At 71.3% G+C, this 14,031-nt stretch carries 12 protein-coding genes; 11 read left to right on the forward strand and 1 reads right to left on the reverse strand.

What is annotated here, in order from left to right; translation table 11 throughout:
- The first annotated feature begins 174 nt into the window (after nucleotides 1-174).
- The 7 genes from ACY0PA_RS36325 (at nucleotide 175) to ACY0PA_RS36355 (ending at nucleotide 8,331) form a co-directional block, all read left to right on the forward strand.
- Nucleotides 175-1,014, forward strand: a complete 840-nt coding sequence (locus ACY0PA_RS36325) for an SDR family NAD(P)-dependent oxidoreductase (RefSeq protein WP_473081643.1) — start codon at nucleotides 175-177, stop codon at nucleotides 1,012-1,014.
- Nucleotides 1,015-1,079: 65 nt separating this feature from the next.
- Nucleotides 1,080-2,048 carry a LysR family transcriptional regulator gene (locus ACY0PA_RS36330; protein ID WP_473081644.1) on the forward strand — a complete coding sequence of 323 codons (969 nt, stop codon included), beginning with the start codon at nucleotides 1,080-1,082 and terminating at the stop codon, nucleotides 2,046-2,048.
- A 138-nt stretch (nucleotides 2,049-2,186) separates the two neighbouring features.
- Nucleotides 2,187-3,479, forward strand: coding sequence for an FAD-dependent oxidoreductase (locus ACY0PA_RS36335; protein WP_473081645.1), 1,293 nt, complete (start codon nucleotides 2,187-2,189; stop codon nucleotides 3,477-3,479).
- Nucleotides 3,480-3,489: 10 nt separating this feature from the next.
- Nucleotides 3,490-5,172, forward strand: coding sequence for a dihydroxy-acid dehydratase (ilvD, locus tag ACY0PA_RS36340; RefSeq protein WP_473081646.1), 1,683 nt, complete (start codon nucleotides 3,490-3,492; stop codon nucleotides 5,170-5,172).
- Nucleotides 5,169-6,449 carry an aconitase X gene (locus ACY0PA_RS36345; protein WP_473081647.1) on the forward strand — a complete coding sequence of 427 codons (1,281 nt, stop codon included), beginning with the start codon at nucleotides 5,169-5,171 and terminating at the stop codon, nucleotides 6,447-6,449. Before ilvD ends, ACY0PA_RS36345 begins: the two co-directional genes overlap by 4 nt.
- Entirely contained in the window at nucleotides 6,446-6,889 is a 444-nt protein-coding gene (locus ACY0PA_RS36350; RefSeq protein ID WP_473081648.1) for an aconitase X swivel domain-containing protein, read from the forward strand. The genes ACY0PA_RS36345 and ACY0PA_RS36350 overlap by 4 nt, the downstream gene beginning before the upstream one ends.
- The gene (locus ACY0PA_RS36355; protein WP_473081649.1) at nucleotides 6,886-8,331 is read left to right on the forward strand and encodes an MFS transporter; all 1,446 of its coding nucleotides are present in this window, start codon (nucleotides 6,886-6,888) and stop codon (nucleotides 8,329-8,331) included. Before ACY0PA_RS36350 ends, ACY0PA_RS36355 begins: the two co-directional genes overlap by 4 nt.
- A 12-nt stretch (nucleotides 8,332-8,343) precedes the next feature.
- Here ACY0PA_RS36355 and ACY0PA_RS36360 read toward each other — a convergent pair whose 3' ends face one another.
- Nucleotides 8,344-9,123, reverse strand: coding sequence for an IclR family transcriptional regulator (locus ACY0PA_RS36360; protein ID WP_473081650.1), 780 nt, complete (start codon nucleotides 9,121-9,123; stop codon nucleotides 8,344-8,346).
- A gap of 153 nt (nucleotides 9,124-9,276) precedes the next feature.
- Here ACY0PA_RS36360 and ACY0PA_RS36365 point away from each other — a divergent pair, with 153 nt between their 5' ends.
- The 4 genes from ACY0PA_RS36365 to ACY0PA_RS36380 are packed head-to-tail and all read left to right on the forward strand — an operon-like array spanning nucleotide 9,277 to nucleotide 13,985.
- A complete protein-coding gene (locus tag ACY0PA_RS36365; RefSeq protein WP_473081651.1) occupies nucleotides 9,277-10,746 on the forward strand; it encodes a carotenoid oxygenase family protein in 1,470 nt (489 codons plus the stop codon).
- Entirely contained in the window at nucleotides 10,743-11,417 is a 675-nt protein-coding gene (locus ACY0PA_RS36370) for a nuclear transport factor 2 family protein (RefSeq protein WP_473081652.1), read from the forward strand. The genes ACY0PA_RS36365 and ACY0PA_RS36370 overlap by 4 nt, the downstream gene beginning before the upstream one ends.
- Nucleotides 11,417-12,481 carry an amidohydrolase family protein gene (locus ACY0PA_RS36375; protein WP_473081653.1) on the forward strand — a complete coding sequence of 355 codons (1,065 nt, stop codon included), beginning with the start codon at nucleotides 11,417-11,419 and terminating at the stop codon, nucleotides 12,479-12,481. The genes ACY0PA_RS36370 and ACY0PA_RS36375 overlap by 1 nt, the downstream gene beginning before the upstream one ends.
- Before the next feature lie 28 nt (nucleotides 12,482-12,509).
- Entirely contained in the window at nucleotides 12,510-13,985 is a 1,476-nt protein-coding gene (locus ACY0PA_RS36380) for an MFS transporter (protein WP_473081654.1), read from the forward strand.
- The last annotated feature ends 46 nt before the right edge of the window (nucleotides 13,986-14,031 follow it).

A 14,031-nucleotide genomic window follows, 5' to 3' on the forward strand; every position in this document is an offset into this window, starting at 1 on the left:
GTCGGCACGCCACACCATCGGCGGGTGCGGGAGGCAGGGCCGCCGCGACCATGCGGTCACCGGGGTGGATCGCCTGCCGCGCGTCCGCTGCCGCGCGAGCCGCCGCCCGCCCACGACATGGCGCTGCCCCTGGTCCGCCGGCACTCACGAACCCGCACAACCTGAGGAGCCCCCTTGACGACCTCTCACTTCGACGCCCCCCACGATCCCATCGCCGGAACCGACCAAGCCGCCGAGGGCCAATGGCTGCGCGGCCGCGGCGCCCTGGTCACCGGTGCCGGCCTCAGCGGCCCGGTGGGCGGCGTCGGCTACGCCATCGCCCGGGTCTGCGCGAGCCACGGCGCGGCCGTCGCCGTCGTGGACCGCGATCCGGCGGCCGCCGACCGTACCGTCGAGGCGATCACGAAGGACGGCGGCGCGGCCTTCCGCGTCGACGCGGACGTGACGCGCGACGTGGACTGCGAACGCGCCGTCGCCGAGACCGCCGAACGCTTTGTCGGCATGGGCCGCCGTCTGGACACCCTGGTCAACAACGTCGCTTCCGGAGAACGTTCGGGCGTCTTCGACGTCGGCCCCGACGACTGGGACCGCCTCATGGACATCAACCTCAAGACCGCCTGGCTGATGACCCGCCACGCGGAACAGCGCATGACCGAGGGCGCGTCCGTCATCAACATCTCCTCCGTCGGCGCCCGCGGCACAGGACCCGCCATGGTCTACACCGTCGCCAAGGCGGGCCTGGAGAACCTGACCAAGGGCGCCGCCACCACCCTCGGCCCGCGCGGCATCCGCGTCAACGCCGTCCAGGTCGGCGGCATCTGGTCCTCCTTCGCCGCCGCCAACATGACCGAGGACATGCGCGAAGTACGCCGCCGAGCCATCACCCTCGGCATCGAGGGCACCCCCTGGGACATCGCCTACGCCGCCCTGTACCTGGCCAGCGACAAGGCCCGCTGGGTCTCCGGACACGTCCTCGCTGTCGAGGGCGGCGGGATGGGCCGGCCGCAGCGCTGAGACGGCTTCCGGCTGGTGGAACAGGACTGTTGCGCCGGAGGGCCGTACGGCAGAATCCGGCCGACATGACCTCTGCGCAGCCGGGCCCCGCCCACCTCGCCAATCTTGACCTCAACCTGCTCGTGACGCTCCGCGCACTCCTGCGTGAGCGGAACGTCACGCGGGCGGCCCGGCACCTCGGCGTCACCCAGCCCGCCGTCAGCGCCGCACTGTCCCGGCTGCGCCGGCACTTCGGAGACGAGCTGCTCGTACGCGCCCAGGGCGGATACGTCCTGTCGCCGCTCGCCGGGCAGTTGGCCGGCCAGACCGAGGCGGTGTGCGCGGCGGCGGAACGACTCTTCGCCACCGGCAGCGCCTTCGACCCGGCGGCCACGGAACGGGAGTTCACGCTCTTGATGGCCGACTACCCGGCGGGAGTCCTGGGGCCCGCGCTCTCCCGGCTCTTCGAGCGTGAGGCGCCCCACGCGGCACTCCACCTCCAACTGGTCCGGGAGACTCTGGGCAGCGGCGCCGGCGACACGATCCGACTCGTCGACGGCATGGTCTCCCCGCCGCTCGGCCACTTCCGCACACCGGGCGTCGCCACGGCACCGCTCTTCCGAGACCGATGGATCTTCCTGGTGTCCGCGGACCACCCGCTGTGCACGGCCGAGTCGTTCGACGTCGAGGACCTGACCCGGCTGCCCTGGGTGGTGCCGTACCATCGGGACGACGGCTACCCGTCGGCCGCTCCCGTGACCCGGCAGCTGACCGCGCTGGGGATCCGGCCGCGGATCGCCGTCCGGGTGGAGAGTTACCGGGCCGTGCCCGACTTCCTGGCGGGCACCCGGCGGGTCGCACTCGTACCCGAACGCCTCGCCACCCCCCTCCCGTCCGCGCTGGGTCTGCGCGTCCTCGACAGCCCGGTCCCGCTGGACCCGCTGGAGGAACACCTGTGGTGGGACGCGAGCCACGACGAGGACCCGGCCCACAGCTGGCTCCGCGACGCGGTGCTCCGCGCGGCATCGAGCCTCGGACCGTTAGGGCGCTTCTGACGCCGTGCGCCCCGGACCATAAACGCCATTGATGGTGCCCAGTCGGATGCTCTATCGACCGGGGCGTTCCCACCGGCCACGGGCTTTCCTAGGTTGCGGGAGAGCCGAAAGAGCCAACCCCCTGTACAGGAGACCTCCATGCCCCATGCCCTGACAGAGCTGAAGGTCCGCACCGTCACCAAGCCCGCGGGCACGGTGCACCACGAACTCGCCGCCGATGTCTGCGTGGTGGGGGCGGGCGTGGCCGGTCTCTCGGCCGCGATCGAGAGCGCCCGGCTCGGCCGGGACGTCGTCCTCGTCGACAGCCTGCCCGTGCTCGGCGGCCAGATGGTGAACTCGCTGATCGGCCTCTTCTGCGGGGTGTACGGCAATGGCCCCGACTACCGGCAGCTCACCCACGGCATCTTCGACGGCATCTTCGCCGACCTGGGAGCCTCCGGCGACCTGCACCACAACCGCGGCCACACCGTCACCGTCACCTACGACGAGGTGGCCCTCGGCCGGTGGGTGGAACGGCGGGTCCGGGAGTTGGGCATCCGCGTCGTCCTCGGCGCCTCCCTCACCGCCGTCGAACGCGACGGCCGGCGCCTGGCCGCCGCCACCTTCGCCACCCGCTACGGGACCGTCCGCGTCGCTGCCCCCGGCTTCGTCGACGCCACCGGTGATGCGGCCCTCGCGTGGGAGGCCGGACTGCCCTGCCGGATCCCGGAGCGCGCCATCTACGGCTCCCAGCAGATCGTCCTCGAGCACCTGGACGAGACGCATCAGCCCGGCCGCGAGGAACTCGCCGAACGCGTCCACGGGCAGGCCTCCGAGTGGGGGCTGATCCGCCGCGACGGGCTCGCCTTCTTCTTCCCCGGCCGGAACACCGCTGTGCTCAACATGACCCACGTCCCCGCCCCCCTCGACCCGGTCGAGGCGTCCGCCGCCCAGCTCGACGGCCGCGAACAGGCCGACCGGGTGGTGGAGTTCCTGCGGGCGGAGTTCCCCAAGGCCTTCGGCTCGGCGAAGGTCCGCTCCTACGGCTTCCCGGGCCGACGGCAGACCCGCTGGATCCAGGGCACCCATCAGCTGACGCTCGCCGAGGTGCGGGCCGGAACCCGCTTCGACGACGCGGTCGCCCGTACCGCCTGGCCCGTCGAACTCCACGACCGCGCCGACGGATACGTATGGGAGACCTTCGAGGCCGACCACGTCCACTACGTGCCACTGCGTTCCCTGCTCCCGCCCGACTGCGACAACCTCGTCGCGGCGGGACGCTGCGCCGACGGCGACGCCGCCGCCCTGTCCAGCGTCCGTGTCATGGGCCCCTGCGCGGCGATGGGCGCGGGCGCTGCCCACGCCCTGGACCTGGCAGGACCCGACGGCAGCGTGCACGCGATCGACCTCGCGCAACTGCGCACCCGCCTCGCCGCCAACGTCGATGACTGAGGAGCCGTCCATGACCGCACTCCGCAGCAACTACACGCCGGGCACCTCCCCATGGGCCGTCCGCAGGGCCCAGTGGCGGGCCCTCGGCCTCACCGACGAGGACATGGCCAAACCGAAGATCGCCATCGTCAACTCCTCGTCCCAGCTGGCCACTTGCTACAGCCATCTCGACGACATCGCGAAGGTCGCCAAGGAGGCGATAGCGGCGGCGGGCGGCATCGGTTTCGAGATCCGCACCGTCGCCCCCAGCGACTTCATCCACAGCGCGGGCGGCCGCGGCGGCTACATCCTCTCCGCCCGGGACCTGATCTCCCACGACATCGAGGCGGCCGTCGAGGGCGCCCAGCTCGACGGCATGCTCACCCTCGCCTCCTGCGACAAGACCGCCCCCGGCCAGCTGATGGCGGCGGCCCGGCTCGACCTTCCCACCGTCGTCGTCGGCTGCGGCTACCAGCCCTGCGGCACCTTCTCCGGCCGCCACTGCGACATCGAGGACGTATTCCTCGGCGCCGGTCACCACGCCCAGGGCCGCATCGGCCTGGACGAACTCACCGGCATGAGCGAGAACGCCGTGGCAGGACCCGGTGTGTGCGCCGGCATGGGCACCGCCAACTCGATGCACATGGCCTGCGAAGCGCTCGGCATGGCACTGCCCGGCTCCACCCCGGTCCTCGCCAACAGCCCGAAGATGTGGGCCGACGTGCGGACGGCCGGACACCGGATCGTCGAACTCGTCCGCGGCGACATCAGGCCACGCGCCCTGCTCACCCGCGAGGCGTTCGAGAACGCGGTCACCGTCATGCTCGCCGTCAGCGCCTCCATCAATTCCGTCAAACACCTCCAGGCTGTCGCCGAGGAGGCACGGAGCGGCGTCGACGTGTACGGCCTTTACGAACGCCTCGCCGACCAGGTGCCGCTGCTGACCGCCGTACGGCCGAACGGCCCTGTCTCCATCGAGGAGTTCGAGGCGGCGGGCGGCGCGGCCGGCGTTCTGTGGCAGCTGCGCGAGCTGCTGCACACCGACGCCCCGACCGTCACCGGTCGCACGCTCGGTGACGAGCTGGAGGGACGACGCCCCGCCGATGAAGACGTGATCCGCCCGCTGGACCGTCCACTCGGCCACCGGCCCACGATCGTCCTGGTCCGCGGTTCGCTCGCACCGGCAACCGGCATCGTCAAACTCGCCGTCGACGAGGAGCGCCCGCCGTCCTTCACCGGCCCGGCCAAGGTGTACGACACCCCGCAGGACGCGCTCGACGGACTGAAGGCCGGCGATGTGCACCCCGGACAGGTCCTCGTCCTGCGCGGCCTCGGCCCCACCGGAACCCCCGGCATGGGCATGGCGTCGCGCCCCGTCTTCGCGCTCGACGGCGCCGGCCTGACCGGCAAGGTAGCCGTCGTCACCGACGGACAGCTCTCCGGCCTCGTCAACAAGGGCATCGTGGTCGGCGAGGTCTCCCCGGAGGCCGCGGCCGGCGGCCCACTGGCCCGGGTCCGCGACGGCGACACCATCTCCATCGACCTCACCACCCGTCGCGCCGACCTCCTCGTACCCGAGGACGAGCTGGCCGCCCGTACCCCGTTGACCTCGTACGAGGACGGCGGTCGCGGCTGGCTGTCGGTGTACCGGCGCACGGTCCGCCCCCTGCAGCAGGGCGCGGTCACGCTCGAGGAAGGACCCGCAGACGCATGAAACTCACCGACACCGACAAAGCCATGCTCGACGGCGCCGAAGGCCCCGCCGTCCAGGCCGCCATGGACCTCCTCGTCCGTTACGGCCGCGCCCTGGACGCCGAGGAACTGTGTGACGTGCGCAATGTCGCCGGAACCATGACCCAGCCCTCGCCGGCCAAGGCCCGCCTTGTCGAGGAGGGCGGCTGGAACAAGGCGTACGCCGTCCTCAACCTCGACAGCGACGGCGATTTCGCGATCCCCGACATGAAGGTGCCCACCTGCCAGCTCCAGCAGAGCTTCGGCCCCGACGCCCAAGGTGTCGCCCCCTACCCGCCCGAACTCGTCGAGCTGCAGTCCGACGCCGAGGCCTTCTACAGCCGCAAGGGCGTCAACATCCTCGCCACCTGCACGCCCTACCAGGTCGGCAACATCCCCGTGCGCGGCGAGCACGTGGCCTGGATGGAGTCCTCCGCGGTCGTCTACGCCAACTCCGTCCTGGGCGCCCGCACCAACTGCGAGGGCACCTCCTCCACCGGCGCCGCCTCGCTGACCGGCCGCATCCCCTGCTGGGGCAACCACCGCGCGGAGAACCGGTACGGCACCCACCACATCGACGTCCGCACCCCGGTGGCAGGCCCCCTCGACTGGGGCATGCTCGGCTACTTCGCCGGCGGGCTCGTCCAGGAGGAACGCCCGGTCGTCACCGGCGAGCTGGACCTCCCGGACCTGCTCGACCTGAAGCACTTCGGGGCGGCCGCCGCCTCCTCCGGCGGCGTCGAGATCTATCACATCCCCGGCATCACCCCGGAAGCCCCCGACCTGGCGGCCGCCTTCGCGGGACGCCCCGCCCCGGAGGCCGTGCCGTACGGGAAGCGGGAGCGCCGCGCCGTCTACGAGGACCTCAACTCCCAGGGTGACAGCACGGATGTGGACTTCGTCCTGCTCGGCTGCCCGCACGCCTCACTCGACCAAGTACGGGACACGGCCCGGCTGTTGGAGGGCCGCCGGCTGCACTCCGGCACCCAGCTGTGGCTGATGGTGCCGCGTGCTCTGCGGACCACCGCCGACCGCAACGGCTGGACACGGACCATCGAGCGGGCCGGCGGCCGCGTCCTCACCGACTCCTGCCCCGCGATGTCCCGCTCCGCGCCGCCCGGCACCAAGGTCTTCGCCACCGACTCGGCGAAACAGGCCCACTACCTGCCCGCGATCCTCGGCATCGAGGCCTGGTTCGGCACCCTGGCCGACTGCGTCGACGCCGCCGTCACCGGCACCTGGAAGGGAGAGCTGCGATGAGCACGGCTGCCCTCGTCCTGCACGGCAGGACGGTCGTCCCCGGTGTCGTGGAGGGGGAGGCGCTGGTCTCGCCCGAGACGATCTCCGGGTGGGGCGGCATCGACCCGGCCCGCGGCATCGTCATCGAACGCCGCCACGCCCTGTACGGACAGTCCTTCGCCGGGAAGGTCCTGGTGTTCCCGGGAGCCAAGGGCTCCTCCGGCTGGTCGGGCTTCTTCCAGGCGACCCGCCTTGCCGGGACCGCCCCCCTCGGCATGCTCTTCACGACCGTGACGAGCAAGGCCGCACTCGGCGCCGTCGTCACCCGCATCCCCACCGTGACCGGCCTCGACCGGGACCCGCTGACCGTGATCCGCACCGGCGACCGGGTCCGCATCGACGCCGACCACGGCACCGTCACGATCCACCCCGCCGCACCGTCGCCCGAGGAGGCACCGTGAGCGCCACACCGCCCGTCGTGGAACTGGCTCCGCTCATCGAGCGCCAGCGCGCGAGCCGCCCCTGGCTGCTGATGTACGCCGTCTGCTTCGTGATCACGTTCCTCGACGGCTTCGACTTCCAGATCCTGTCCTTCGCCGCCACCTACATCAAGGGCGACTTCGGCCTCACCGAAACCCAGCTCGGCACCCTGGGCACGGTCGGCCTCTTCGGCACCATGATCGGCGCGCTGGTCATGGGCTACCTGGCGGACCGCGTGGGACGCCGTCCCACCATCACGGTGTCCGTCGCGGGCTTCGGCATCTTCATGATCGCCTTCGCTTACGCGGACACCTACGGGCATCTGTTCCTGCTGCGGTTCCTCTCCGGGCTCTTCCTCGGCGGTGTACTCCCGTTGACCTGGGCCCTGGCCGCCGAGTACGCACCGAAGCGGTTCCGGGTCACCTCCGTCGCCATCATCATGGTCGGCTACACCCTGGGTGGCGCGGCCGGCGGCCCCGTCTCCAACTGGCTGGTGCCGGAGCACGGTTGGCGCTCCGTGTTCGTCGTCGGTGGTGTCTGCTCCCTGCTCACCCTCGCCGCGAGCCTGCCACTGGTGCCCGAGTCCGTGAAGTTCCTGGCGCTGAAGGCCCGGCCCGGCAGCGATGAGCGCATCGCCCGCATCCTGAAGCGCCTCCAGCCGAACATCGACCTCGCCCCCGGCACCCGCTTCACCGCCGACACCCCGGAACATGCCTACTCCGGCAAGAGGTTCACCCCCGCCCAGCTCTTCCGCGGTCATCTCGCGGCCGTCACGCCCCTGCTGTGGCTCGTCTACCTGCTCTCCTCGGCGCTGATCTACTTCATGGTCTTCTGGACCCCGACGATCAACGAGCAGATGGGTTTCAGCGTCAGCGCGGCCGCCACCATCGCGGCCTCGGCGAGCGTGGCGGGAGCCGTCGGCCAGTTGTTCATCAGCCGATTCGTGGACCGCAAGGGCGCGGGCACCATCCTGTGGATGCCCCTGGCCGCCGTCGTCTGCATGCTGGTGCTCGGAAGCGGGACGCTCGCCCCCGCCGTCTACGTCACCTTCGTCATCGGCGCCAAGATGTTCATCAACGGCGGCCACGGCGGCATCACCAGCATCGCGAGTACCTTCTACCCGACCGCGATCCGCGCCAACGGCGGAAGCTGGGCGTCCTCGGTCGCCAAGATCGGTGCCATGCTCGGCCCCTGGCTCGGCGGCGTCATCCTCGACGCCGGACTCGGAGCGCGCGGCGCGTTCATGGCCTTCGCCGTCTGCCCGGCCGTGATGGTGCTCGTCCTGTTCGCCCTCGGCCGGGTCCAGCGCAGGCTGCCGGACGGGGCGGAGGGCGCACTCTCGACACAGTCGCAGCCGGCCGAGGCGCCCGCACCAGTACGGCCGACGGCGCCGCCTTCACAGGCCGGCCCGTCCGTCGGCTGAGGACGCGCCTGCTCAGTGCCCCGCCCCGCGCAGGCGCCGCTCGATCCGTGCCGCGGCCGCGACCACCTTCGGGGCCAGTGGCCTCGCCTCCTGACCCGTGGACAGCCGGGGGCGGGGGACCGCCAGGCCCACCGCGGCGCGGGGCTCGCCCGTGCCGGTGCGGACACAGGCACCGAGCGCCGACACGGAGCGGTCGCTGTCGCCGAACGCGGCCGCCCAGCCGCGCCGACGGATCCGCTCGAGGTCACGCAGGAGCCCAGCCAGGTCGCCGCCGTCCTCCTCGAGAAGGAGCCGGGGGATCCGGCGCCGGAGCTCGTCCTCGTCGTAGCAGGCGAGCATGGCCCGGCCCACCGCCGTGCGGTGGGCCGGCAGGACCCTGCCCACGCGGGAGGCCACCCGGTCGGGGCCGCTGCCCTCCAGACAGGACACGAAGCGGACGCGGGGCCCCTCGAGGATGGCGAGCGCGGCCGTCTCGCCGGCCCCGGCACAGAGGTCTCGCAGTACGGCGTCGGCGGCATCGCGCAGGCCGATCGCCGCCGTGGTGGCGAGAGAGAGCTCGAGGACCGCGGGGCCTGCGAGGTAGGGCGTGCCGGGACGGTCCTGCCGTACGAACCCGGCCTGCTTGCAGGTGCTCAACAACCGGTGCGCGGTGGACGCGCCCACACCGAGCTCCGCGGCCGCCTCGCTCAGGGTGACCGAGCCGCGCCGGGCGACCAGCAGGACCAGACGCAGCGCATGGTCGGCCGACTGCAGTACCACGCCGGACGGCCGTACGGTCGGTGATTTCCGCATACAGGAATGCTAGGCGGGTTCGTTGCGGCCGCAAGAAACCTGCTGTTTATCTTGCTGTGACGGAGGTCACCCAAAGGTGCCGCGAGATCCAGGCCCCACCGAACCGCTGCGCCCCTGAACTCACCGCTCCTGCATGCCCTTTGGAGGTTGCGTATGCCTGCGCCCCGTTTCCCGGACACTCCGACGTTCTCCGGCGCCAACGCCCCGATGCGAGTGGAGGCAGACATCACGGATGTCGAGTGTGTGCAGGGCGAGGTGCCCACGCAGCTCGACGGCACGTACTTCAGGGTCGTCGCGGACCACCAGTGGCCACCGCTGCTCGGCGACGACATCAAGTTCAACGGCGACGGCATGGTCATGTCGATGCGGTTCAGGGGCGGGCACGTCGACTTCAAGAGCCGTTACGTCCGCACACCTCGCTTCGTCGCCCAACAGGAGGCCAGGCGGGCGCTGTTCGGCGCCTACCGCAACGCCTTCACCGACGACGACTCCGTGCGCGGCATGCGTCGGGGCCTGGCCAACACCAACGTCTTCTGGCACGCCGGCAAGCTGTTCGCCGCGAAGGAGGACAGCCCGCCCATCCGTATCGACCCCGACACCCTGGAGACCCTCGGCGAGGACACCTTCCAGGGCGCACTCACCTCCGAAACCTGCACCGCACACCCCAAGTTCGATCCGCACACCGGCGAGATGGTGTTCTTCGGGTACGCGGCGAAGGGCGAGACCACGCTCGACATCGCGTACTACGAGGCCGACGCCAAGGGCCGCATCGTCCACGAGGTCTGGCTGAAAGCCCCGTACGCGAGCATGGTCCACGACTTCGCCGTCACCCAGAACTTCGTGATCTTCCCGATCATCCCGCTGGTCAGCGACATGGACCGGTTGCAGGCCGGCGGGCCGATCTTCGCCTGGGACCCGTCGAAGGACGTGTATCTGGGGGTGCTGCCGCGCAAGGGCCGCGCGCGGGATGTGCGCTGGTACCGGTCCGCCAACCGGTTCTCCAGCCACATCATGGGCGCCTGGGACGACGGCCGGCACATCCACATCGACACGCCTGTTTCCGAGTCCAGTTACTTCCCCTTCTTCCCCGACCTGTCCGGCGCCCCGTACGACCCCGAGCGCACCAAGGGCTTCCTGTCCCGCTGGACCGTCGACACGCAGGCCGCGCCCGAGGACGGCTTCACCGAGCAGCGGCTGACGGGCACGGCCGGCGAATTCCCGCGCATGGACGACCGTTACGAGACCCTCCCGTACCACTGGGGCGTGATGGCCGCGTATGAGGTGCCGGGGGAGGAGCGGCCGGGCGGCGGGTTCCGCTGGGTGGCGGGCGTCGACCACCGCACCGGTGCCACCACCACCCACTACGCGGGCGACCACACCTCCGTCGCCGAACCGCTCTTCGTCCCCGCGCACGACGGTGCCGCCGAGGGCGAGGGCTATGTGCTCGCCGTCGTCGGCCGCCTCGCCGAGAACCGCAGCGACCTGCTCGTCCTCGACGCCCGGGACATGTCCGCCCCGCCCGTCGCCACCCTGCGCTTCCCGCTCCGTATCCCCTACGGCCTGCACGGCAACTGGATCACGGCCGCCGAACTCGCCCACCGCGCACCCACGGAGGAGTCATGACGCCCACCCTCGAAGAACTCGCCCGCCGCCTCGACCGCGTCGAATCCCTGCTCGCCGTCCGCAACCTCCAGCACGCCTACGGCTACTACCTCGACAAGACCCTGTACTCCGAGGTCGTCGAGCTCTTCAGCGAGGACTGCGAGATCGTCTTCATGGGCGGTATCTACCGCGGCCGTGCCGGCGCCGAACGGCTCTACATCCAGCGCTTCCGCACCACGTTCACCGACGGGCGCAACGGCCCGATGCACGGCTTCCTGCTCGATCACCCGCAACTGCAGGATGTCATCACCATCTCCGAGGACGGTGACAGCGCCAAGGTGCGGATGCGCACCCTCATGCAGGCCGGCACCCACTACACCGTCAAGGCCGCGGGCGAGCAGCGCAGCCGCCGCGACCAGTGGTGGGAGGGCGGCATTTACGAAAACGAGTACGTGCGCGAGGGCGGCGTCTGGAAGATCCGGCGCCTGAACTACCAGCCGCTGTGGCACGCCGACTTCGAGACCGGCTGGGCCCGCAGCGAGCAGCACTTCGTGTCGGAGAGCGTCGCCTACCCGGAGAACCCGGTCGGCCCCGACGAACTGGTCGAGAAGCCGCACGAGTTGTGGCCCTCGACGGCCGTGGTCCCCTTCCACTATCCGCACCCGGTCACCGCAGAGGAGTGGAAGCAGTAATGAGCCACCACCCCACACTCGCCACCGGCGGCGACGGCGGCTACCTGCGCATCGCCACCGAGGAGGCCTTCGCCACCCCCGAACTCCTCACCGCCTACCGTGAGTTGCTCGCATCCGGCGAGGCCGACGACCCCGGCTTCACCAGCCTGTGGGGCTTCTACGCGGGCAACAGTCCGCGCGCCCGCCTGCTGCAGGAGCGCCTCGTCGACCTCGGCGAGCGGCGCATCGCCGACATGGACGCCACCGGCATCGACCGCGCGATCCTCTCCCTCACCTCGCCCGGCGTGCAGGTCTTCGACGCCGGCCGCGCCACCGCGCTCGCCGAGCACGCCAACGACGTGCTCGCCGAGGCCTGCCGCCGGCACCCCTACCGCTTCACCGGCCTCACCGCGATCGCCCCGCAGGACCCCGGCAAGGCCGCCGCGGAGATCGTCCGCGGCCACCGCGACCTCGGTTTCCGCGGCGTCATCGTCAACTCCCACACCCAGGGCGCGTACCTGGACGACCCGCGCTTCGACCCGATCCTGGCGACGGCCGAGGACCTCGACACCCCGATCTACCTCCACCCCAACACGCCCTCCAAGGGCCTGATCGGCCCCCTCCTGGAGGCCGGGCTCGACGGGGCGATCTACGGCTTCGCCGTCGAGACCGGAATGCACCTGCTGCGCCTGATCACCTCCGGCGTCTTCGACCGCCACCCGCGGTTGCGCGTGGTCGTCGGTCACCTCGGGGAGGCGCTGCCGTTCTGGCTGCCGCGTATCGATTTCATGCACGCCGCCAGCGTCAAGGCCGGGCGCTACGAGGCGATGCCGCCGCTGGAACTCACGCCCAGCGACTACCTGCGCCGCAATGTGTGGGTCACCACCTCCGGCATGGCCTGGCAGCCCGCCATCCGCTTCGTCCACGAGGTGCTCGGCGCGGACCGCGTGATGTACGCGATGGACTATCCGTACCAGTACGTCGCCGACGAGGTCCGAACCCAGGACGAACTCCCCTTCCCCCGCGACGAGTTGCGCGCCTTCTTCCAGACAAACGCCGAGCGTGTCTTCGTCCTGCCGGTCTGAGACCGGCCCGCTTCGCAAAGGAGCGACCGTGAACGCACCGTACTCGGCACGTCGCATGCACGCCGTCCTCGTGGTGTTCGTGTACGTCACACTCGGCTATGCCGTCAGCACCAACATGCTCGTCCCGCTGCTGCCGCAGGTGCAGCGGGAGTACGGACTCGACGAGGTGCAGGCCGTGTGGGTCACCATCTCCACGCTCCTCACCGGCGCCCTGTTCATCCCCTCGCTGTGCCGGCTCGCCGACGTGCGCGGCTGGCGGAAGCAGATCCTGCTCACCGCCGTGGCCTGCGTCGTCGTCGGCGGCGCGATCGCCGCGCTCAGCGACAGCCTGCCGACGCTGCTGCTCGGCCGCGGCCTGCAGGGCGTCGGCGCCGCGGCCACCCCGATGACCTCGGCCATCGTCAACGAACACTTCACCCCGGCGCTGCGTCGCATCGGGCTGCCGGTGAAGGCGGCGTCACTGTTCGCGGGTGCGGGTGGCGGCGGCATCCTGGCGGCCCTGCTCGTGGACGAGCCGAACGGCTTCAGGACCCTGTTCTGGATCTCGGCGGCCGTCCCCGCCCTTGGCTTCCTGCTGGTCGCCGTCCTGGTACCGGCGACTCCCACCCTTGCGGACAGCCGGATACGGTCCGTCGACCTGCCCGGCGCCATCGGGTTCATCGTGCCGGTCGCCGCGCTGGTCGTCGCCTTCTCGTACGCCTCCCGTTGGGGCTGGAGCTCGGGCAGGTTCCTGGGCCTGTGCGCGGTCGGCGTCCTCGCCTTCCCGGTGTGGGTGGCGGTCGAACGCCGCACCCGCGAACCCCTGGTGGACCTGAAGGTGTTCTTCTCCCGGCCGATCACCATCGCCAACATTTCGTCGGTCTTCGTCGGCTTCGCCATCTTCGGCTCGATGGCGTCCACGGCCACCTTCATCCAGATGCCGCCCGTGCCGGGGCTCGGCGGCCTGGGCCGATCCGGGCTCGCCGCCGCGCTTCTCATCCTCCCCGCCGAGCTGATGATGCTGGGCTTCGGCCCGTTCGTCGGCCGGCTCACCGCCCGCTGGGGCAAAGGCGTCTTCCTGGTCGCGGGCCCGGCCGTGCAGGCCCTCGGCTACCTGCTCCTCATCGCCTCGCACGGCAGCCTCGCCGCCGTCGTCACCGGCATCGTGGTCATCGGCGCGGGCACCGCACTGATCGGACCGGTGTGGGCCCTGATGTACGTCGAGGACATCCCGCCGCAGCACGTCGGCCGCGTCTACGGCATCGCCCCGATCCTGTCCCAGGGCGTCGGCGGCTCCCTCTCGGGCGCCCTGTTCGGCGCGCTGCTCGTTGCCAACCGACTGCCCGGAGGCGAGCTGCCGTCCGAGGCGGGCTTCGTCGCGTACTGGTGGATCGCGGCCGCAGCGGCGGTCTGTGCCGGGATCTGCGGCGCCGTCTACCTGAGGAGTTACGGACGAGGTGGCCCACGCACGGGCGCGGCCGGTCCCGATGCGGCTCCGCGGGAAGCCGCCGCACCGGCCGCGTGACGTCTCGGTTCAGGCGCCCGTGTCAAGCGGCACCACGTCCAGGCCG

It is taken from the genome of Streptomyces sp. DS1-CR2, assembly GCF_055760475.1.